This window comes from Bradyrhizobium sp. USDA 4486, from assembly GCF_054057995.1.
The window spans coordinates 3,059,004-3,078,626 of the sequence record NZ_JBSRZV010000001.1 but is presented as its reverse complement, the minus strand read 5'-3'; the positions used below and the strand labels follow the sequence as shown (position 1 = coordinate 3,078,626).

Below are 19,623 nucleotides of genomic sequence, written 5' to 3'. Positions count from 1 at the left end.
GTTCTTCCGGTCCCAGGGGAAAGGCCGGCAGATCAGAAAAACCAAACGGGAGGTCAGAAAAAGCGCCTTGCATGGAACCGGACGACGCCGCTCATCTTGCGCCATCAAAAAGGAAGCCTGTCGCAGGCGAGGAAACGATGGTTGCAAGCGGCCTATCCAGCGCAAGAGCACGGCTTCGCGTCGACCTTCAAATCCGGTCGCGCCGCCACGGTCGGTGCCGCAACGTTGCGCCGACCAAATGAGCCGGGCGGAGCATCTGCGGATGCGGGCTCGGCTAGCGTCGTGATCCGCCCTTACCTGCGAGAATTGCTGACGCGGTCGGATCGGATCGTGGTCGCCAAGCGCGCGAAGATCGTCGACGCGATCAGGCGATAGAGCAACAGATCATCTACGCCGCCATTCACGAGAGGCTTGCATGAACGATGAACGAGATGACTATGCTAAGAGTCGGAATTGTCGGTGTAGGTCTGATGGGCCATGGAATCGCAAAGAATGTCCTGGCGCGGGGCAGCTTTCCTCTGGTCTTTCTCGACCATCCGGGCAATCAGCCCGTTGACGATCTCCTCAGCCTCGGGGCCACGTCCTGCAGGACGCCCAGTGAGGTCGCGAGCGCGTCGGATATTATCATCCTCTGCGTAACGGGTTCGCCTCAGGTCGAAGCAATCCTAACGGGCGAAGCGGGCGTTCTGGCTGGTCTCCGTAAGGGCACCATCATTGTCGATTGCTCGACGGCGCTGCCGGACTCGACGTTGCGGATGGCCGCCGCGGTCGAGGCGGCGGGTGGACGCTTTCTCGATGCGCCCATGACACGCACCGCAAAGCACGCGGAAGAAGGAAAGCTCAACCTCCTAGTTGGTGGCAATGAAGCTGACCTTCGGAGTGTCCGCGCGGTCCTCGACTCTTTTGCCGAAGGGGTCGAGCATGTGGGCCCGGCGAGCTTTGGCCATCGGCTCAAGCTGCTCCACAACTATGTGTCGATCGGCTTCATGGCACTGCTCGGTGAGGCTGCGGCGCAGGCCGCCGATGCGGGTGTCGATCCGGCCACCTTCGTCGACGTTCTCGCCAAGGGAGGCGGGGCCGGCGCTGCGCTCGAACGTATGGCACCGGCGCTTGTGACGGGTGACGTCAGTACCGTTCCATTCTTTATCGACAATGCGCTAAAGGATATCTCCTATTACCAGGCGATGGCCAGCAATTCCGGCGCATCCAAAACGATCGCCGACGGAGTCGGCGCCGCCATCGCGGCTGTAGTCGAGAACGGTCACGGCCAGGCTTATATATCGGACCTGACGCGGCTTCTTCGGAAGGCAAAGCCGGCCGCCTAGGCAGAAAACAACATCGAGACAGGGAATACCAACCAATGACAAGAGCCGATATCCTATTTCCCTTGGACGGCCGAACTCGCAAGATGTTCATCGATGGCGCGTGGGTCGAGGCCCGCTCGGGGAAAGTCTTCGAGACACGAAATCCTGCGACCGGCGAGGTAATCGGTCGTGTCCCGCGGGGAGATGCCGGCGACATCGATGCGGCTGTCACCGCCGCCCGCCGCGCCTTCGGGGGACCGTGGAGCCGCTTCAAGCCGTTCGAGCGGCAGGCGCTGCTCCTGCGCATCGCCGACCTCTTCGAGAAGCATTGGGAGGAGATCAGCCAGTCCGATACGGCCGACATGGGCATGCCGATCGTCAGGACACGGGCCAACAAGCTTCGTGTGCTCGGCATGCTCAGATACTACGCCGGCATGGCGACCGCGATTCATGGTCAGACGATCGACAATTCTCTTCCGGGCGACATCGTCTCCTTCACGCGGAAGGAGCCCGTCGGTGTCGTCGGCGCCATCATCCCCTGGAACGGGCCTACGGCCGCTTCTGTGTGGAAGATCGGACCTGCGCTCGCGACTGGCTGCACGATCGTCCTCAAGCCTTCCGAAGAGGCACCGCTGACGCCGCTGCTGATCGCACACCTGATGAACGAGGCAGGCGTGCCGCCCGGTGTTGTTAACGTGGTGACCGGCACCGGACAGGAGGCGGGTGCGCCTCTCGCCGAACACTCGGCCGTCGACAAGATCGTCTTCACTGGGTCCACCGCCACCGGCCAGGCGATCATTCGCGCCTCGGCCGGCAACCTCAAGCGGGTGTCGCTCGAGCTTGGCGGAAAGTCGCCCGTCATCGTCTGCGCCGATGCTGACCTCGACAAGGCCGTCCCCATCGCTGCGATGGCAGCATTCGCCAATTCGGGCCAGATCTGCATCGCCGGTTCCCGCTTGTTCGTCGAGAGGGCGATCCACGATGAGCTGGTCGAGCGACTCGGGAAGTTTGCTTCGGCGCTGAGGATCGGCGACGGAGCCGATCCGTCGACGGAGATCGGCCCTCTCGTGTCCGAGCGACAGCTCGATAAGGTCGAAGGCTTCCTGCGAAGCGGGCGCGACGAGGGTGCCAAGGTCGTGACCGGAGGTCGGCGCTTGAGGGAGGGGAGTCTCGCCAAAGGTAACTTCGTCGAGCCGACCGTGTTCGCAGGCGTCTCCGACGATATGCAGATTGCCCGCGATGAGATATTTGGTCCGGTGATCTCCGCCCTGCCGTTCGACACGCTCGACGAGGGTGTGGAACGAGCCAACGCGACGCCATATGGGCTCGCGGCAGGTGTCTTCACGCGCGACGTGAGCAAGGCCCACATCGTCTCACGCAGCCTGCGCGCAGGGTCCGTCTGGGTAAACACCTATCACGCCATCGATCCTGCGTTACCCTTCGGCGGCTACAAAATGAGCGGATATGGCCGTGAGGGCGGTACCGAGCAGCTCGATGAATATCTAAACACGAAGGGGGTCTGGATCAAGCTGGATTGAGCCAGCAGAGCTCGCGGTCAGGTGCGACCACACACTCCCCATCCATCCAACGTGGCGAGCCGACGCGGGATCTGACGCATTTGCCGCCACGTTTGAAATGACGTGATGATCCGGAATATTCAACTCACTGAGCGAGTATCATGAAGGACAACTACAAGATTGCCATCGTGCACGGAGACGGCATCGGACCCGAAGTCGCGGGTGCGGCGCTCGCGGTGCTGCAAGCCAGCGTCCAGGCCGGCACGCTTCAGTTCGAGGAGTATCCAGCAGGCGCCACGCATTTTCTTGAAACGGGAGAATCGTTCCCGGCAAAGTCGTTCGAGGGCTGCCGTGCGGCAGATGCCATCCTTCATGGGGCGGCGGGAATCCCCGGTGTGGTTCATCGTGATGGGACCGAAGCCGGTCTGGATTTCACGCTATCGCTTCGCTTCAAGCTCGATCTTTATGCCAACGTGCGCCCCATCAAGCTCTACAAAGGCGTTCCGTCTCCGCTCGGGCACCCGGGGGCCATCGACTACGTTATCGTCAGGGAGAACAGCGAGGGGCTCTATGCTGCGCGCGGCGCCGGCGCGCTGCTGAGGGAAGAGGTTGCCGTCGACACGCTGGTGCAGACCAGGAAAGGTGTCGAACGCATCGTCCGCTTCGCCTTCGAGCTTGCCAGAACGAGGAACGGTTCGCCCAAGGACGGGCGGCGTCGCGTGACCTGCTGCGACAAGGCCAATGTGTTGCGGACCTATGCGTTCTTCCGTGCCGTCTTCGACGAGGTAGCCAAGGACTATCCCGACATCGAGGCCGAGCACGTCCTTGTCGATGCGATGACGGTTCACCTCGTCAACAAGCCATCACACTTCGACGTTATCGTCACTGAGAACATGTTCGGTGACATCATTTCCGATCTCGGTGCCGCGACGGTTGGCGGCATGGGCATGTCTCCGTCGGAAGAAGTCGGTGATGGAATCGGCTTCTTCCAGGCTTCGCATGGCTCGGCACCCGACATCGCCGGGAAGGGGCTCGCCAACCCCTATGGAACGATCCTGGCTGCGATCCTGATGCTGAGACGCCTCGATCAGCGCTATCGGGACAACCGGCTGCGCCTCGGTGCGGACAGGATCGAGGCTGCCGTCCGCGCCGGGTTGGAGGATGCTGCCCTGAGAACACGGGACATCGGCGGCGATGCGACGACCAGTCAGGTCGTCGATGCGCTTCTGAAGCTGCTCTGAGCGCGAGGGCGTCTAGCGCAGCTGGGAAAAACTCGATCGGATCAAAGCCATCAACTGCTCAGTGTTGGGACGCCTGACGGAGCTGCGTGTGGTGATCAAGCCGATTTGGCGAAGCTTGATTTGGTCGGAGATCGGGACCACACGAAACCGTTGCACGCCGGCTTGCACGAGTGCAACTCGTGGCACGATCGCGATGCCGAGGCCGGACGCGGCCAGGGCCACGGCCGTCGTGGCCGCCTGGACTTCGAATTGAACATCGAGCCGGACAGCGAGCTTCTCAAGCGTCTCGTCGATCAATCCTCGTACCGCCGTCGTTTTCGACAGCAGGATGACAGGCTTTTCCACCAGATCGGCGAAGCCTGTGCTTGCTTGCCCCTCGTCGAACACCGGCGGTACGCAGGCAAAAAGGGGATCCTCAAGCATCGGTTCGAACTCATAGTCCCCCATGTCGGGGACTTGTGGGCCAATACCGAACTCGACATCCTGCCGCTTGAGTAGTTCAAGCATTGGCGCGGTGGAGAGCTCCATGAGCTGGACCTGGCTCCTTGGATAGCGCACCTTGAATGTTGCCAGAATGTTCGGAAGCCATCCGGACGCGAGCGTCGGAACGCAGGCCATACGGATGTGACGGCTGCGGGACTGCGCTGACTCGCTCAGCAGATCCAGCCCAGATTGAACTTCCTGGAGGGCTCGCTTGGCCTGTTCAAACAGGATCCGCCCCTCGGGCGTGAGCAACACCTTCTGCGGCGTTCTGCGAAAAAGGAGGACGCCGATCTGCTCCTCCAGGTCGCGAATCTGCATGCTGACCGCAGAGGGAGATCGGTTAGATTCTTCCGCAGCCTTTCGAAAACTTTCGTGCTCGGCGGCGAGGAGGAAGGTGTGGAGGAGCTTGAGATTGATGTTCGGCAAGTCCTTACCTCGATGGGCTTATTCGACGGTCGAATGCGGGGCGAACCCAGCCCCGACCGGGATGTATATCCGTCGGAACAGGCTGCCGTCTTGACGAAGTTGTTTCTGGTGCGAAACTGGTGCGGCCGCGCTCCAGCTTTAGTCTCCAGCCAGCGATCGGTCAGCTGTCAGAACGTCTCGGTAATCTTGCTCAGGCGAGGGGGACGATCCGGGTCGAATCCGCGGGCGCGTGCCGCCTGCTCGATCATCCGATAGGCCGGAACGAGCATCGTGATCGCGTCGGTGGCAGGGTCATCCTCGGCCAGCCAGGGCAGCGAGCCATGCGATCCGCCGCAGAGATGCAGCGCGACCTTCTGCTCACGCAACTCCTCTGCAAGTGCGTCCACACTGGCCGCAGTTTCATCCATGAGGCGCATCATGACAACGGGCGTGCGCGACGAAAGCGCGGCCCGTGGCCCATGCTGCAGCTCGGCGGCGCTCAAACCGATGGAGGGCAGGCGCAGGATTTCCGAAAGCTTGAGCGCGATCTCCCTCGCCGAGCCCAGGGCCAGGCCCCGAGCTGCCACAAACACGGCTGACGCCTTGACGAGATCATCGGCAATCTCGGACCAGTCGAGCGCCAGCGCACGGTGCAGGCGCTCGGGCAGCCGGTCGAGGGCTGACTGCAGCGCACGATCTTGCGCCAGCTCGGCAACCAATCCGGCACTGGCGGCCATCGAGCCGATGACGGTCTTTGTCGCCGCAACTGAGTGCTCCTGGCCGGCTTCGATTGGAACGACGAACTCAGCTTCCTCAGCCACCGGCGACGACATCGTATTGACGATGGCAATGGTGCGGGCGCCGGAAGCGCGCGCCGACCTTGTCGCCGCGACGAGATCCGGGCTGCGCCCGGATTGCGAGATCACGATGAACAGCGCATCGCGCAGCATCAAGGGCGTGCGAAATGCCGTGATCACCGAGGGAGCACTCGCCGAAACTGGAAGGCGAAGCCGAGTCTCGACGAGGTATCGCAGGAAAACGCCGGCATGCCCGGAGCTTCCCCGGCCACACACGACGCATAGCGGGGCGGAACCTGTCTCAATTCGCTGTGCGATGTCGCGCGTGGCGGGACGGCTGCGCACGATTTTCGCGACAGTATCAGCGCTTTCAAGGATTTCACTCGCCATCGCGGATGTCATCACGACTTAGCCGCTCCGCTTTGCTTGCGTGCCGCCGGTGTCTTGGGATGCGGGTCCAGATCCTTGGCGAGCTCGGCAAACACGCGTCGGAGATTGCCGTCGCAGTCCTTCAGAATGGACTCGGCATCAGCCCTGTCGACGCCAAGCGCCAGAAGGACCGCCGTCTTGACGTCGCCTTCGGCCTGCTCGAGCGAGCTCGCCGCGTGCGACGGATTGCAGTCGGCGATTTGCGCCACCATGGCCTCGGCGCGCCGCTTCAGCTTGGCATTGCTCGGCTGCATGTTCACCATCATGCCGCGATATACCCGGCCAAGACGCAGCATGATCCCCGAGGAGATCAGGTTGAGCACGACCTTCTGCGCAGTGCCCGCCTTCATTCGCGTGGAGCCGGCGATCAGCTCGCGGCCAGTCTCGATCAGGATAGGAAACTTGGCCGATGCCAGCAGTGCGGTGCCGCGATTGTTGGCTACACCGATCGTCACTGCACCGCAGGAGCCTGCCTGCTGCAGCGCCGCGACCGTGAACGGCGTTGTCCCGCTGGCGGCGACCGCAATCACCACATCATGCGCTGTGACCCGCACGGCATTGATCTGCGCGACCGCATCTTCAATGTCGTCTTCGGCGCCCTCGATGCTGGTCACGAAGGCACTGTCTCCGCCGGCGACGACGAAGCGGACGCGCTCTTTGGGCCAGGCGAAGGTCGGCGTCAGCTCGGCGCCGTCCTGCACGGCCACACGCCCCGAGGTGCCGGCGCCGACATAGACAAGGCGACCGTGATCGCCTAACGCCGCTTTGGCCGCTTCGGTTGCCGCGGCGATCGCGGGGAGAGCAGGGCCAAGCGCAGCGACGGCCGCAAGCTGGCCCTCCCACATCGCCTCTATCGCCGAGGCCAGCGACCATGCATCAAGATCGGCAAAGCGGGGATCGACTTCTTCGGTGGCCATATCGTTGATCCATGCGCCATCAAACGCGGAACTTTGAAGCGGGCTCATGCTCGGATTCCATTCTCGGTAGCTCAAGCCGCCCCCGCGCCACCAGTAACGCGCCGGCCGCCGCGTCGCCGTCAGGACGCCTCAGGCGGGCGCGCAGGTCGGGCGTCAGCCACGGCGTCATGGCATCCGCGAGCCCGCCGACCAGCGAGAGCCGCTCGGTTCCTCTCGCCAGGAATAGATCGAGCAGGTCGCCAATGGCATCGGCCGCGCGCTCGACAATGCGACGGCCGACCGGATCGCCCTGATTGGCGTGCCGCATCACGATCGGTGCGAATGCGGCGTAGTCTGTGGCTCTGGCCTGTTCGGACCAGGCCACCGCCTGATAGGGATTATGATCGAATGCGCGCAGCACCTCCGAAAGCAATGGTGTCAACTCGCCGCGGCGATCTGCCGCCCGCAGCGCCAGCCGGACAACCTGCAGGCCGATGTCGGCGCCGCTGCCTTCGTCCGACACGGGAAAACCGTAACCGGCGAGACGGACCTCGCGGCCGCCGACCAGGCCGACACCCACCGAGCCTGTGCCGGCCACGACGATGGCCCCGTCCGCGCCGCTATGGGCGCCAAGACAGGCCGCGAGGCCGTCGCTGATGAAGTTGACGGACGCAAAGGGATGCGCGATCTCGCCGAGGGCCGCTTTGGCGCCCCGGCGGCCAATTCCGGCGAGGCCAATTCCGGCGTGCATCCGGGCGAAATCCTCGCGGCTCAGCCCGGCCCGTGTGGCCGCCGTCTCGGTGGCCTCCATGATGGACCGCCAGGCCTTGTCGACGCCAATCCGTGTCGTGGCAGGCCCGGAGCTCGCTTCACCGAGTACCCCGCCGTTTCCGTCCTCGATCCGGGCGCGGCAGCGGGTTCCGCCGCCATCAATGCCGAGATACGTGGTACCTTTTGTTCCCATGGAAAGTTAACGCGAAGGTTCCGCTTGGGGTCCGCACAAGGTCTCCGGCGTACATACGAACTCTTGTGCAAGACTCCCCTCACGTGTCTGTGACAGCCATTCCCGGATCGATCCTGATGGGCCACGCTGGTTCTGCCTCACTCACGATTGCTGCGCAGCACATCTTTGATGGGACCGACATGCGCGGACCCGGCTCGGTCAGAATCGCGCAAGGGCGGATTGAAAGCATCAGCTTCGACGACGCCGCGGGGGCGTCAATCCGCCTTCCCCGAGATGCGATCCTTGCCCCCGGATTCATCGACATCCAGGTGAACGGAGGCGGGGGCGTGCTTCTCAACGACCAGCCAACCGAGGCCGGCGTTCGCCGCATCGTCGAGGCGCACCGCAAGGCCGGGACCACGGGCTGCTTGCCGACCCTCATCTCCGATCGAAGCGAGATCATCGAACGATTGGCTGCAACAGCCGAGGTGTGCCTCGGAATTCCCGGCGTGCTCGGCTTTCATTTGGAAGGTCCGGCCCTCAACAGGTCGCGCAAGGGTATTCATCCGGAAGCCGAGATACGCGTGCCCGATCGGCGCGACCTCGCCGCTATCAAGAGTTTCGGGGATCGCGGTCGCTCCATTGTGACCTTGGCCCCGGAATGCGTGCCCGCGTCCATGATCGATGAATTGATCGGCGCCGGATTGCGTATCGCGGCCGGCCACAGCGACGCCACCGCAGCCGAAATCGGGCAGGCGGTGGATCGCGGTGTCTCGGGCGTGACCCATCTGTTCAATGCCATGTCGCAGCTGAACGCCCGAGAGCCGGGCTTGGTGGGAGCCGCATTGGTGGACGACCGGTTGTTTGCAGGGATCATCTGCGACGGCATCCACGTTGACCCCACCGGTTTGCGTATTGCCTTCCGCTGCAAGGGACGCCATCGATTGATGCTGGTCACCGATGCCATGCCATTGGCGGGCACGAACGACCGGCAATTCATGTTGCAGGGAAGGGAGATCACGTTACACGAGGGGCGCCTGACTGGCCGGCATGGCACACTCGCGGGCGCTCACCTCACCATGATCGAGGCGGTCCGCAATGCTGTTGCGCTAATCGGAGTCCCCCTCGTTGATGCCCTCATCATGGCGTCCCGGACGCCTGCGACATTTCTGGGCCTTGGGCCCGAACTTGGACAGATCGCGCCCGGATACCGCGCGGATCTTGTCGCCTTCAATCCGAATTTTGAGGTCGTCGGCACATGGATTGGCGGTGTCGGTTCGATGGGCGAGGGGAGCAAGGCTTCCGAGCGAGGTTAGATGCGCAATCAACCGATCATCGTGCAAAAATATGGCGGCGTCTGCCTTGAAACACCGGCGAAGATCCGCGCGGTTGCGCGCAGTCTCGCCGATTTGCACGGCCGCGGTCACCGTGTCGTAGCGATCGTCTCAGCCATGGGCACGACCACCGACCAGTTGATTCAGATGGCTCATCAGGTGAGCCCGGCTCCCAACCGCCGCGAGCTCGATATGCTGTTGACCACAGGCGAGCGCATCAGCATGTCCCTGATGAGCATGGCGCTTTCCGATCTGGGCGTGCCCGCGATCAGCTTCACCGGCAGCCAGGCCGGCGTGATGACCGACGACTCCCATTCCTCCGCACGCATTCTGGAAGTGCGGCCCATTCGCGTGCTCGAGGAGCTTGATCGCGGACGCGTCGTGGTGCTGGCAGGATTCCAGGGCGTGAACCCGGCAACCCGGGAAATCACCACGCTCGGCCGGGGCGGCAGCGACACCACGGCCGTCGCGATGGCCGCCGCGCTGAAAGCCGAACGCTGTGAGATCATCAAGGAGGTCGACGGAATCTGTTCGGCCGATCCGCGGATCGTGCCGGATGCAAGGCCCCTGCCACAGGTGGACTTCGCATCCCTGTCGGAGATGTGCTTCTGGGGTGCGAAGATCCTGCATTTCCGCAGCGTAGAGTTGGCGCAAAGTCAGGATGTGCCTCTGGTCCTCAAGCAGTCGGGCGGCGCCGGGCACAGCACGCAAGTGATGAAAGAGATTTTGGGCATGGAAAACGGGAAAGTTCTCGCCGTCAACTCGATCGCCCGCATCGAGCATGTGGAAATCGATTCCAGGGATCTCAATCACGGTTTCGAGAAACTCGCGCAGCATCTCAAGCGAAACAGTCTGTCCTGGCCGCAGCTCCTTGCATCGCACTTCGCTGGTGGAAAGACTAGCATGACTGTGACGTGCGATACGGAGTGGCTGGATGCCCTGTTGCGCACGCTGGAGCACGCCGGGGATCTGCGCAAGCAGCGCGAAGCTTCGAGCGCGGTGAGTCTCACCTGCTTCGGCGGCGTCTCATCAGAATTGCCGTTCAGGGCGTTGCAGGTTCTTGAGGGTCACGGAATTGTCCCCGACAGATGCGTAATGTCATCGCATTCGGTCAGCCTGTTTGTCCCTGTGGACAATCGAGAGGCTGCCGTCAACGCATTGCATTCGCTGGTTCCGCAAGCTTAGGATTGTCGCTTCGCCAGGCATTTGTGATACTGGCTCGCCCATTGTTCGTCGGCCTGCCTGCCACTCATAAGCTAAACTAGCTACGCAGATCACACCTGTGAGGTGTTCTGCAAGATGTGCACGATACCGGCGCTGCCCAAACCGGCGTTTTGTTGGAGCCCGGTGCCAGCACCTTCAACCTGCCGTCGACCGGCGCTGCCGCGGGGTTGCCACGTTAATTCCGCGATCCGAGGCTGTAGCGCCGAGCGGATGTCCCTTTGACAGGAGCCCGCCGGAAGGATTGACGACTATGTCTCCTGGGTAGCTGCCTGCACCTTCGAGGATAAATCGTTCGGTCTCGCTTTCACGGCAAAAGCCAAGTGCTGAATACATCAGCGCTTCGTTGCTTGTGAAACAGTCGTGCAGCTCGACGACATCAATGTCGTTTGGCCCAACCCTGGCATTCTCGTAGGCTTTGTCAGCGGCGTCTCCACCCAGCGCACGGAACATGAGATCAAGTGGGTCGCCCGCAAAATATTCGCCGCGATCGCTTACCGACCTCGGCATAGTGCGTCCCGTCCACCCCATCGATCACGACATAGCGGCGCTCCGTCAGTTCGTCCGCAAACCCTCGCCAACGACCCGCCCGACCAGGCGATGAGCGCTTGGTTCCGGACCAAAGATCGTGTAGTCGCTGGCGGCCCGCGAAACTCCCACCGCGGCCATCTCACGGTGCATGGTCTTGATGATGTCGCCGCGTTCCCCCATGCGTCTGAGCTTGGGCTCGAGCTCAGGGTCGATCCGCCAGCGCCCCGGCTCTGTCTCGTCCGCCAACCCCATCCGCTCCAGCGCTCGCAGCCTTCCGATCCGCGCCATTTGCCAGGCGGGCTCCCGTCCAGACAGCACACCCCCCGCATCTCGCAGGATGCTCCGGTCAAGCCGCGCGAGCCGGTCGGCCGTGATCTCCTGGTGAAGCTTACGGGTGATGTCGTGCACCACCGACGAGGTCCACGAGAGCAACGTAGGCAAGCCCAGTCCGACGCCCTTAGGTCCACGAGATGGACGCCATGAGAGTTCAAGTCTTTCAATCGGTTAGTAGGCGCCGTGTGCACCGGGAGATCAAAATCTCACGACAGCCAACGTGAGGGCGCTTTGTGGTTCGGCCTACACGCCAGATTCTGACGGAAGGGAAGAGCAAGTGCTGACCAACAGTCTCAGTCCTGTGGCTGAAGTCGTTTCCGCCTCAATGCGGTTGGGCGGCTAACGGATCCAATCAAGGGCGAAAACTCTCGCTGGGTTGGTCGCGCTGCCCTCGTTATGACGACGCGGTCGCTAGGCCAGAGCCGTCAGAAGCACCCAACGCCTTGATCTAAATCGTCACTACCGCAGGCTTTGACGGCTTGCTCGTCGGTTCTTACGAACTCTCTCCGGTGCGGTACGCTACGTTATTCTGGGACGTGAGCGTTGCCCGGACGTGCTCGGCAAGCTTCAATGCGCTATCGGCGTTGGAAGCAAGACGAGAAAGGATTTGGGAGAGCACTCTGAACTCCTCGCGCGTCGACATGCCAAACAGCGCGTCATTCACTGGGCGTTGCAAGGCGGCGAGACGGACCAGCAGGTTTATCCCGTGTTCGGTCATCGTGAGCTGCACGCGGCGTCCGTTGCCGGGGTGTGGGCTTTTCTCTATCAGACCGTCAGAGACCAGCGGGGCGGCTTCCATATCGGCATTCAACGCGAGCAGATTTGTCTCGCAGGCAACAACGTCCTCACGATAACTACAAATGCTCTGTTCGCTTGCCGAGTTGCAACACAGCTACACCGGAGAGAACGAGCAGCACGGCGACGCATTCGAAAGCGTTGATGCTCTCACCCGCCAGGAGGATGCCGATGATAAGTGAGACGATCGGCGGAATGTAGGTGACGCTTGACGCGGCGAGGGCGCCTAGGTTGGCTACTATGAAATAGTAGATGATATAAGCCAGACCCGTCCCGCAAATTCCAAGACCAAAAACAAGCCCGGTCCAAGCGCGGGTATCGCTGAAGACTGCGTCGATTCCGTCCAGGTGGATTGCCATGACCAAGAACACCACCGCCACCCCGATCTGGTAAGTCGTCAGAGCCGAGGCCGGTAGCTGCAACGGGCTGATGAAGTTGCGAGCATAAACGAAGGAACATCCGAGGCTAAGAGAACCTGCCATCATATACGCGATCCCTTCCATACTAACGTAATCCACAGCCGACCACGGCCGCGCGATGAGAACTACGCCGAGGAGACCGAGAGCGACGCCTGCTGCCTTGGTGACCGTGATGATCTCGTCGCGCAAAAACAAGTATGTGCAGATGAACGCAAACAGGGGAATCGCTCCGCTCAGCAAACCGGCGATGCTGGACGGAAGAAGTGCCGCCCCTTTGGCAAAAGCAAAGTAGTAAATTGCAGTGCCCAATAGGGACATGACGATGAAGTGATGCGCGTACCGAACATGCTGCCAACGCAAAGCCCTTTGCCACAGCGCATAGAGAAATACGGTTGGAAACGCGAAGACAACACGGAGCAGCACGATCTGTGCAGGCGCGATTTCCGCGGCGGCCCACTTCATGAAGATGAAGTTGCTGCCCCAGATCACGCCCAAGAAGACGAAGGCGAACAGAGCGATCCCCTTCGCCGATCTCGGGTCGGCGACATCAATTCGCCGACGCAGAGCAGGTGCTTCTTGCGCCAAGGACACGTTCTTCGTTGTCATTGGAGTTCTAGCCTCGCTACGCGCTGGCGTCATCCAGCCAATGCGCGCAACGTAGGCCAGACCGACAACGCCGGTCTTGTCGATTCCTTACCTGGCAGATGACGTTTCCGCGGCGAACCGACCGGGAGTCACCCCCGTAAGTCGCTTGAAATGGCGGGTAAACTGGCTTTGGTCGGAAAAGCCCACATCGAGCGCCGCCGCGGCCAGACTCCTTCCTGATCTCAGCAGCGCCTTTGCCCGTTCGACCCGTAGGCTGACGAGGTAGGAATGTGGCGGCATGCCAGTTCCTGCCGAAAAGGCTCGAATGACCTGCGTGCCCGAGACACCTGCAGCCTGCGCCAGGTCGGCTATACTGACCTGACTTTCCGCATTGGCATGAAGGTAGTCGCGAACGAGGGACGCCGTGCGCGGAGCGGCTCTCGCCCGGCTCGCTTCAGGCAGAAAATTGCCGTGACGTGCGAACAGCCGCCGAAGAAAGACAGCGATACGCGATTGCCGCTCCAACAGAGTTTCTTTGCGTTGCGAGGAAACGTGCAGACCGACGAATTCGCGATAGAGCTCCTGATCGTGGATGACATGTTGTCCAATGCCCCACTCTCCACTTGAGGCAAGGCGGCGTGGCTCTTCTAGTGCGCCCGCAACGAGTGCAGGAGAGGGATAGAACATCCGGTAGCGCCAACCTCGTTCGGTTGCCGGCCTTCCTTCATGCACGACGCGGGGATCGATCGTGCACAGCGTCCCCTCAGGCATGATCAAGGATGGGGATCGCCCCGGCTGGAAGTGCTGTCCACCGGCTTCGATGACGCCAATCGCGAATGTCTCATGCACATGGAGCGGAAAAACGAAGTCGCGATAATCGGCAAAAAGAAACTCTGTGGCCACGAACGAATCGTCGGACCATGCCATCGATTGGTTACCGTTCGGCAGCCTGTCGGCCATCCGTGCAATCCAATTCCTCAATCAACATGGGCAATTACGCGAACATATGATCGTGTCAGCTCCTTGTCGAGGTGAGGAGGATAGCGATCCGTCTTCACACTTCCGTGCGGCAGGTAAGGAATCGACAAGATCCCGGCGAGCGACGCCGCTATCTCCAGCCCATGGCTCATCAAAAGGAGATCCGATGTGACCCTCGAAACGCGTGCCCCAATTGCGGCTTGCTTGACGCTCGCCGCGAGCGCTGTTGCGGAAAACGCGAGGACGGTTCGTGGCTCGACAGGACGGTCCCTGCCGGCAGCGGCTGCCAATCTCCTCCTGCCGGAGGATCTCGACGACGTCGGCAGGACGAGCGGGCTGATCGAAGGGGATCGAAACGCGCTTCGCGCGGTCGCAGACTGGATAAATGGCTTCGTGGCCAAACCCGACAAGCAACTCGGCCGCTCTGGGCCCGTGTGCCCCTTCGTTCCTCGGGCCATCGAACGTACGATACTCTGGCTCGCTCCCGAGCGGATCTCCGACCGGGGCGTGCAAGATGTTGTCGAGCTCATCGGCGACTACAAGAAGGTGTTCCTTGACTCTCAGCCCCTTGATAGCGACGCCGTCTACAAATCAGTCGTCATTGTCTTCACCGACCTGGCGGCAGAACGTGCGAAGTCCCTGTTCGAGCAAGTGCTGCAGGATTTCGCCGTTCGATCCTATGCGGAAGATGGATTGGTGCTTGGAGCGTTTTACGAACGCAACGAAGGGACTGCGATTTACAATACCAGTTTTCGACCGTTCAACTCGCCGGTGCCGTTCCTGCCGATAAGGCAGGCAGTCGTTAGCGACTGGAAATTCTTTCTGGACAGCGAACAGTGGCTGGATCTCTGGGCCCGCCGCTTTCAGGGTTCTGCAATCCATGCGCTTGCCGATGAACTGCGCCGCCAGCCGTGGCGCGCGAAGCGCGATTAGTCACCAGATTTCGTACATCGATCCGAGAACCTCGAATCCCACCTTTAGAACAAGGTAGTGCCATGACTCACGTCAAGATCTTTGCCGCTGCCATAGCGGCCTGCGCAGTGCTCGCAACCGACGCGTCAGCCCAAACCGCGAGGGAAATCCGCGGACCTTCGCCATACGTCCCCGTCGAGAACGAGCGCGATCCCAAGCTGATCGTCGATCCCCCGCTTCCCGAAGGTTTGGCGATCGGCGTCTTCTGGGCGCAGTATCGAGTGGAAAACGTCCGCATCGTCCAGGTGTTCGGAGCGGGCGCGCGCCAAGTGTCGCCCCGTATTGGTCATCTTCACATCACCGTCGACGACCTGCCGTGGTGGTGGGCGGACGCGAGCGACAACAACACCGTCGACATAGCCGGCCTGCCTGCTGGTCCGCACCAGGTGACGATCGCGCTGGTGGACGCCGATCACAACGTCTTCCCTGGCCAGATGACGACACTGAAATTCGTCGTGCCCGAACACCAAAAGACAAGCCACGCCGGCCGCCACAAGTAGGCCACCGTGTCGACGACAGGAATGTCGCTTCCGGAAGTCGAACAGCCCAAATGATCGGAGAACTCAATGCTAAACGGAAAGACCGCGCTAATTACTGGTGGCACATCGGGCATCGGCCTCGCTACCGCAAAGCTCTTGCGCGCCAAAGGTGCGCGAATTGCCGTTACGGGCCGCGAAGCGGACGCTCTCGAGCGGGCGCGTGAAATCATTGCTGGGGACCCGCTGATGCTGCAGACCGACGTGCTATCCCGCGACGCCCTTCGAAAGATGGCGTCCGATGTGCAGCATAAATTCGGCGCGCTCGACATTTTCTTTGCGAATGCCGGTGTGGCCTATGTGACGCCGCTGGCGACCACCAGCGAGGCGCAATATGATGCGCTCATGGACACTAATGTCAGATCTGTGTTCTTTTCGGTCCAGGCGGTCGAGCCCATCATGCGCGAGGGGGGCTCCATCATCTTGAATACGGCCTGGTTGAACCAGGTCGGGGTGCCCGGTCGGGCTATCCTGTCGGCGTCGAAGGCGGCGGTACGGTCCTTCGCCCGTACGCTATCGGCCGAGCTGCTCGCCCGCCGCATCCGCGTAAACGCGGTCAGTCCAGGGCTGATCGAGACACCCATTCTTCGGGGCGTGGGTCAGTCCGAACATCCCGGTCAGACCGATGCCCAGTTTCGCGAGTATCTCGCAGGTGCCAGCAAGCTGATTCCGCTCGGGCGACTTGGAAAGGCCGACGAAATCGCGGCTGCGGTCCTGTTCCTCGCGAGCGATGCGTCGAGCTACATGCTTGGATCGGAAATGGTCGTCGATGGCGGGTTCGCCGAGCTTTGAGGGCGTCAACACAGCACGAACGTACGAAGGAAATCGAACCTATGAGCAATCCCAAGTCACTGGAAACTCGCGACCCCCAACGCCTCGCCATGAAGCTGGAGGTCGCCGTCATCCCGGTCGCCGACGTCGATCGCGCGAAGAAGTTCTACAGCGATCTCGGCTGGCGGTTGGATGCCGACTTCACCCGGGCCGATGGCTCGCGCGCGGTCCAGTTGACGCCGCCCGGGTCGCCAGCATCGATTCAGCTTGCGGCGGCCCCGCTCCACTTTCTCGTCGTTTCCGACATCGGGGCAGCGCGCGATGAGCTCATCAAGCGAGGGGTCGAAGTCAGCGAGGTGTTTCACCGTGGGCCCGATGGCCGCGTCCCGGGTCCTGATCCGGAGCGGCCGAGTTATGGAGCCCTCGCGACCTTCCTCGATCCGGACGGCAATGGTTGGCTAATCCAGCAAGTGACGCATCGGTTGCCGGGCCGCGTCGAGGCTGACACCAGCTTTGCATCGTCGCGAGAGCTCGCCGGCGCGCTGAGGCGTGCGGCGGCCGCGCATGGAGAGCATGAGAAGAGAACCGGGCAGCCCGACGCCAACTGGCCCGACTGGTACGCGGACTACATCGTTCGCGAGCAGACCGGCATGGGCTCAGCCTAAGGCAACGCATTTACGAAAGGCCAGAGCAACTGAAACACAACCTTCTAAGTATGCCCCATCTGCGGCGTGTCGCAGCCGAGGTTTGCTGCTGCTTTGCCTATTCACTTTCCGAGTTGGACCTGCTCAAAGGCGGTTTGGATAAAGCTCTCCACTTTCGGCAGCGCGTACTGGCGACCGGCATAGACAAAGTATAGGGTCGCCGGCCGCTGCTGCTTCGTACGCCATTCCGACAGGACCCTCACTAGCTTGCCGGCTTTCACCGCGTCTGCGGTCAGATAATCCGGCAACCATGCCATACCTTCTCGCGACACCGTGAGGGACTTGCACAGTTCTGCGTCATCGACCTGAAAACGTCCCTTCATTTCAACCTCAAAGTCCGACTTCCCGTTCGTGAGAGTCACCGACGTCTTTTGGAAGAGGTACTTTATGAATGCAGCGTCAACCAGGTCGCGCGGATGACTGAGCTTGCCTAGCCGCTTCATATATTGCGGCGAGGCCCACAGGTCCGATCTTATTTCGATGAATCGTCGAGCGATGAGTGACGAGTCCTTCAGCGCCCCAGCAAAGCGAATAGCAAGGTCGACACCTTCCTCAACTATATCGACGATCCGGTTCGTGAGAATGAACTGAAGGGAAACGTCCGGACACTTCGCCGCATAGGCACGTGCGATACGAGGCAAAATAGCGTGCCCTACGTCCACTGGCGCTGTAACCTTGAGGATACCGGACGGTTTGGTTTTCGAGACCTGAAGCGCCGCTTCACCTTGTTCGACCTCGCGGATGCGATTGCACAGTGTTGGAAATAAGCGTCGCCCGCTTCGGTCATCCGCAGCTTGCGGGTGTTGCGCTGGGCCCAGACGCTTTTCCAATCCCGCCACTTTGGCGCTGACCGTCGTCTTGGGCATGCCCAAGCGTCTCGCCGCAGCGGAGAAATTGCCTGCTTCCACGACCTTCACGAATACCGTGATTGCATCCATGGTCGTTGTCCAAATACTTGCACAGTAAATCCCGACTTTACCAGCTAGTGGATGGTCTGGCGAGGCTCCTAGTTTCCAAGGACGAGCGGAGGTTTGACGATGCTCCGCACATTGATCCTTCAAGCAGGAGAGCAATCGTGACCAAGTTTGATAAGCCCGAAACAATCGACATCGGTCGTCGTAGTATTCTAACCGGGATCGCGGCGGGAGTTGCCGCGGCCGGCGCCGCCAGCTTGTTTCCAGAACATTCGGCATTTGCTGCGGACGGGGATGGCATTCGTCCCTTCAAGGTTCAGGTCCCGCAAGATCAACTCGACGATCTTCGGCGCCGCCTGGCAGCGACCCGCTGGCCCGACAAGGAGACGGTCCTCGATCAGACGCAAGGCGCGCAACTCGCAAAGCTCCAGCAACTGGTCCGCCATTGGGCGACCGATTATGACTGGCGCAAGGGCGAGGCAAAGTTGAACGCCTTGCCTCAGTTCAAGACGATGATCGACGGCGTCGATATCCACTTCATACACGTGCGCTCTCGCCATCCTAACGCACTGCCGCTGATCATCACACATGGATGGCCCGGGTCGGTCTTCGAGCAGATCAAACCCATCGGTGAGCTCACAGATCCGACTTCGTACGGCGGTCAGGCGAAGGACGCGTTCGACGTCGTGATCCCGTCGCTGCCAGGGTTCGGCTTTTCGTCGCGACCGACCGAGATAGGCTGGGACGTGGAGCGCATCGGCCGCGCATGGGACATGCTCATGAAGCGGCTCGGTTACACAAAGTACGTCGCCCAAGGCGGAGACTGGGGCGCTGGCGTTGTCGAGGCCATGGGGCGTCAGGCCCCGACCGGTTTGCTCGGCATTCACACCAATCTGCCGGCGGTCTTCCCGCCCGATGCGGCCCAAGCGATCGCCACCGGCGGGCCCGCGCCTGCGGGACTGTCTGCAAAGGAGCGCGCCGAGTTCGAGGCCATGCAGTCGTTCATCAAGAGCGGTGGCTGGGGATACCTGACAATGATGAGCGCACGACCACAGGCCGTCGGTTACGGGCTGACCGACTCTCCGGCTGGACTTGCGGGGTGGATGCTCGTCCATGGGGGCTTTGGAAAGTGGACGTACGGCAAAGATCCCAAGCAGGCGCCTACGCCGGATGAGGTGCTCGACAACTTCTCACTTCACTGGCTGACTAACACGGTGGCTTCGGGAGCGAGGCTCTATTGGGAGAACCGCCATCAGAACCTGATCAGCGCGGCCGCGCAGAAGACCGACTCGATAACCCTGCCGGTAGCCATCACGACATTTCCGAACGACGATCTTTTTCGAGCCCCGGAGACTTGGGCCCGCCGCGCCTTTCCCAATCTGATCTACTTCCGCGACGCAGAGCGGGGCGGCCACTTCCCGGCCTGGGAGGAGCCCGCGCTTTTCGCCTCCGAACTTCGTGCCGCGTTCAGGCCGCTTCGCCAATCAATCTGAAAACCGCAATCCTACATTCAAC

Annotated in this window: 20 protein-coding genes; 10 read left to right on the top strand and 10 right to left on the bottom strand. The window is 61.6% G+C overall.

Annotated features, from left to right (window positions below; genetic code table 11):
• Nucleotides 1–422 precede the first annotated feature (422 nt).
• From ACVWY3_RS15225 to ACVWY3_RS15215, 3 genes are all read left to right on the top strand, one after another.
• On the top strand, nucleotides 423–1,325 hold the full coding sequence (locus ACVWY3_RS15225; protein WP_456839177.1) for an NAD(P)-dependent oxidoreductase: 903 nt from the start codon (nucleotides 423–425) through the stop codon (nucleotides 1,323–1,325).
• 35 nt (nucleotides 1,326–1,360) lie between these two features.
• Nucleotides 1,361–2,842: an aldehyde dehydrogenase family protein gene (locus tag ACVWY3_RS15220; RefSeq protein WP_456839176.1), complete on the top strand. Its 1,482-nt coding sequence runs from the start codon at nucleotides 1,361–1,363 to the stop codon at nucleotides 2,840–2,842.
• A gap of 140 nt (nucleotides 2,843–2,982) precedes the next feature.
• Nucleotides 2,983–4,062: an isocitrate/isopropylmalate dehydrogenase family protein gene (locus ACVWY3_RS15215; RefSeq protein ID WP_456839175.1), complete on the top strand. Its 1,080-nt coding sequence runs from the start codon at nucleotides 2,983–2,985 to the stop codon at nucleotides 4,060–4,062.
• Nucleotides 4,063–4,074: 12 nt separating this feature from the next.
• Here the strand turns inward: ACVWY3_RS15215 and ACVWY3_RS15210 are convergent, their stop codons facing one another.
• The 4 genes from ACVWY3_RS15210 to ACVWY3_RS15195 all read right to left on the bottom strand — a co-directional run bounded on the left by ACVWY3_RS15210 (nucleotide 4,075) and on the right by ACVWY3_RS15195 (nucleotide 8,036).
• Entirely contained in the window at nucleotides 4,075–4,971 is an 897-nt protein-coding gene (locus tag ACVWY3_RS15210) for a LysR family transcriptional regulator (protein WP_456839174.1), read from the bottom strand.
• Nucleotides 4,972–5,138: 167 nt separating this feature from the next.
• Nucleotides 5,139–6,137: an SIS domain-containing protein gene (locus tag ACVWY3_RS15205; protein ID WP_456839173.1), complete on the bottom strand. Its 999-nt coding sequence runs from the start codon at nucleotides 6,135–6,137 to the stop codon at nucleotides 5,139–5,141.
• Nucleotides 6,138–6,148: 11 nt separating this feature from the next.
• Nucleotides 6,149–7,093 (bottom strand): N-acetylmuramic acid 6-phosphate etherase, encoded by a 945-nt coding sequence (locus ACVWY3_RS15200; RefSeq protein ID WP_456839172.1) that lies wholly within the window; start codon nucleotides 7,091–7,093, stop codon nucleotides 6,149–6,151.
• 19 nt (nucleotides 7,094–7,112) lie between these two features.
• Nucleotides 7,113–8,036, bottom strand: coding sequence for a BadF/BadG/BcrA/BcrD ATPase family protein (locus ACVWY3_RS15195; protein ID WP_456839171.1), 924 nt, complete (start codon nucleotides 8,034–8,036; stop codon nucleotides 7,113–7,115).
• Nucleotides 8,037–8,152: 116 nt separating this feature from the next.
• Between ACVWY3_RS15195 and nagA the strand changes: the two genes are divergently transcribed.
• Entirely contained in the window at nucleotides 8,153–9,331 is a 1,179-nt protein-coding gene (nagA, locus tag ACVWY3_RS15190; protein ID WP_456843374.1) for an N-acetylglucosamine-6-phosphate deacetylase, read from the top strand.
• Entirely contained in the window at nucleotides 9,332–10,534 is a 1,203-nt protein-coding gene (locus ACVWY3_RS15185) for an aspartate kinase (RefSeq protein WP_456839170.1), read from the top strand.
• Between the two features lie 174 nt (nucleotides 10,535–10,708).
• Here ACVWY3_RS15185 and ACVWY3_RS15180 read toward each other — a convergent pair whose 3' ends face one another.
• The 5 genes from ACVWY3_RS15180 to ACVWY3_RS15160 all read right to left on the bottom strand — a co-directional run bounded on the left by ACVWY3_RS15180 (nucleotide 10,709) and on the right by ACVWY3_RS15160 (nucleotide 14,193).
• On the bottom strand, nucleotides 10,709–11,080 hold the full coding sequence (locus tag ACVWY3_RS15180) for a thiolase C-terminal domain-containing protein (protein ID WP_456839169.1): 372 nt from the start codon (nucleotides 11,078–11,080) through the stop codon (nucleotides 10,709–10,711).
• Between the two features lie 45 nt (nucleotides 11,081–11,125).
• Nucleotides 11,126–11,512: a DUF3363 domain-containing protein gene (locus ACVWY3_RS15175; RefSeq protein WP_456839168.1), complete on the bottom strand. Its 387-nt coding sequence runs from the start codon at nucleotides 11,510–11,512 to the stop codon at nucleotides 11,126–11,128.
• 415 nt (nucleotides 11,513–11,927) lie between these two features.
• On the bottom strand, nucleotides 11,928–12,233 hold the full coding sequence (locus ACVWY3_RS15170) for a MarR family winged helix-turn-helix transcriptional regulator (protein ID WP_456839167.1): 306 nt from the start codon (nucleotides 12,231–12,233) through the stop codon (nucleotides 11,928–11,930).
• A 55-nt stretch (nucleotides 12,234–12,288) separates the two neighbouring features.
• The gene (locus ACVWY3_RS15165; RefSeq protein ID WP_456839166.1) at nucleotides 12,289–13,254 is read right to left on the bottom strand and encodes a DMT family transporter; all 966 of its coding nucleotides are present in this window, start codon (nucleotides 13,252–13,254) and stop codon (nucleotides 12,289–12,291) included.
• A gap of 87 nt (nucleotides 13,255–13,341) precedes the next feature.
• Nucleotides 13,342–14,193: a helix-turn-helix domain-containing protein gene (locus ACVWY3_RS15160; RefSeq protein ID WP_456839165.1), complete on the bottom strand. Its 852-nt coding sequence runs from the start codon at nucleotides 14,191–14,193 to the stop codon at nucleotides 13,342–13,344.
• Nucleotides 14,194–14,379: 186 nt separating this feature from the next.
• Here ACVWY3_RS15160 and ACVWY3_RS15155 point away from each other — a divergent pair, with 186 nt between their 5' ends.
• The 4 genes from ACVWY3_RS15155 (at nucleotide 14,380) to ACVWY3_RS15140 (ending at nucleotide 17,155) form a co-directional block, all read left to right on the top strand.
• A complete protein-coding gene (locus tag ACVWY3_RS15155; RefSeq protein ID WP_456839164.1) occupies nucleotides 14,380–15,144 on the top strand; it encodes a DUF6875 domain-containing protein in 765 nt (254 codons plus the stop codon).
• Between the two features lie 62 nt (nucleotides 15,145–15,206).
• Nucleotides 15,207–15,683, top strand: coding sequence for a DUF6130 family protein (locus ACVWY3_RS15150; RefSeq protein WP_456839163.1), 477 nt, complete (start codon nucleotides 15,207–15,209; stop codon nucleotides 15,681–15,683).
• 66 nt (nucleotides 15,684–15,749) lie between these two features.
• Nucleotides 15,750–16,511, top strand: a complete 762-nt coding sequence (locus ACVWY3_RS15145; RefSeq protein ID WP_456839162.1) for an SDR family oxidoreductase — start codon at nucleotides 15,750–15,752, stop codon at nucleotides 16,509–16,511.
• 41 nt (nucleotides 16,512–16,552) lie between these two features.
• Nucleotides 16,553–17,155 carry a VOC family protein gene (locus ACVWY3_RS15140; RefSeq protein WP_456839161.1) on the top strand — a complete coding sequence of 201 codons (603 nt, stop codon included), beginning with the start codon at nucleotides 16,553–16,555 and terminating at the stop codon, nucleotides 17,153–17,155.
• A 101-nt stretch (nucleotides 17,156–17,256) separates the two neighbouring features.
• On the opposite strand, the gene ACVWY3_RS15135 is transcribed toward ACVWY3_RS15140, so the two are convergent.
• Nucleotides 17,257–18,132, bottom strand: coding sequence for a LysR substrate-binding domain-containing protein (locus tag ACVWY3_RS15135; RefSeq protein ID WP_456839160.1), 876 nt, complete (start codon nucleotides 18,130–18,132; stop codon nucleotides 17,257–17,259).
• 137 nt (nucleotides 18,133–18,269) lie between these two features.
• Here ACVWY3_RS15135 and ACVWY3_RS15130 point away from each other — a divergent pair, with 137 nt between their 5' ends.
• Nucleotides 18,270–19,601, top strand: coding sequence for an epoxide hydrolase family protein (locus ACVWY3_RS15130; protein ID WP_456839159.1), 1,332 nt, complete (start codon nucleotides 18,270–18,272; stop codon nucleotides 19,599–19,601).
• Nucleotides 19,602–19,623 lie beyond the last annotated feature (22 nt).

Coding starts and splice junctions, on each gene's coding strand:
- ACVWY3_RS15195 (WP_456839171.1), bottom strand. CDS start 8,036: ATGGGAACAAAAGGTACCACGTATCTCGGCATTGATGGCGGCGGAACC.
- ACVWY3_RS15135 (WP_456839160.1), bottom strand. CDS start 18,132: ATGGATGCAATCACGGTATTCGTGAAGGTCGTGGAAGCAGGCAATTTC.
- ACVWY3_RS15170 (WP_456839167.1), bottom strand. CDS start 12,233: ATGGAAGCCGCCCCGCTGGTCTCTGACGGTCTGATAGAGAAAAGCCCA.
- nagA (WP_456843374.1), top strand. CDS start 8,153: ATGGGCCACGCTGGTTCTGCCTCACTCACGATTGCTGCGCAGCACATC.
- ACVWY3_RS15165 (WP_456839166.1), bottom strand. CDS start 13,254: ATGACAACGAAGAACGTGTCCTTGGCGCAAGAAGCACCTGCTCTGCGT.
- ACVWY3_RS15215 (WP_456839175.1), top strand. CDS start 2,983: ATGAAGGACAACTACAAGATTGCCATCGTGCACGGAGACGGCATCGGA.
- ACVWY3_RS15160 (WP_456839165.1), bottom strand. CDS start 14,193: ATGGCCGACAGGCTGCCGAACGGTAACCAATCGATGGCATGGTCCGAC.
- ACVWY3_RS15200 (WP_456839172.1), bottom strand. CDS start 7,093: ATGGCCACCGAAGAAGTCGATCCCCGCTTTGCCGATCTTGATGCATGG.
- ACVWY3_RS15140 (WP_456839161.1), top strand. CDS start 16,553: ATGAGCAATCCCAAGTCACTGGAAACTCGCGACCCCCAACGCCTCGCC.
- ACVWY3_RS15145 (WP_456839162.1), top strand. CDS start 15,750: ATGCTAAACGGAAAGACCGCGCTAATTACTGGTGGCACATCGGGCATC.
- ACVWY3_RS15225 (WP_456839177.1), top strand. CDS start 423: ATGAACGAGATGACTATGCTAAGAGTCGGAATTGTCGGTGTAGGTCTG.
- ACVWY3_RS15150 (WP_456839163.1), top strand. CDS start 15,207: ATGACTCACGTCAAGATCTTTGCCGCTGCCATAGCGGCCTGCGCAGTG.
- ACVWY3_RS15185 (WP_456839170.1), top strand. CDS start 9,332: ATGCGCAATCAACCGATCATCGTGCAAAAATATGGCGGCGTCTGCCTT.
- ACVWY3_RS15180 (WP_456839169.1), bottom strand. CDS start 11,080: ATGCCGAGGTCGGTAAGCGATCGCGGCGAATATTTTGCGGGCGACCCA.
- ACVWY3_RS15205 (WP_456839173.1), bottom strand. CDS start 6,137: ATGGCGAGTGAAATCCTTGAAAGCGCTGATACTGTCGCGAAAATCGTG.
- ACVWY3_RS15220 (WP_456839176.1), top strand. CDS start 1,361: ATGACAAGAGCCGATATCCTATTTCCCTTGGACGGCCGAACTCGCAAG.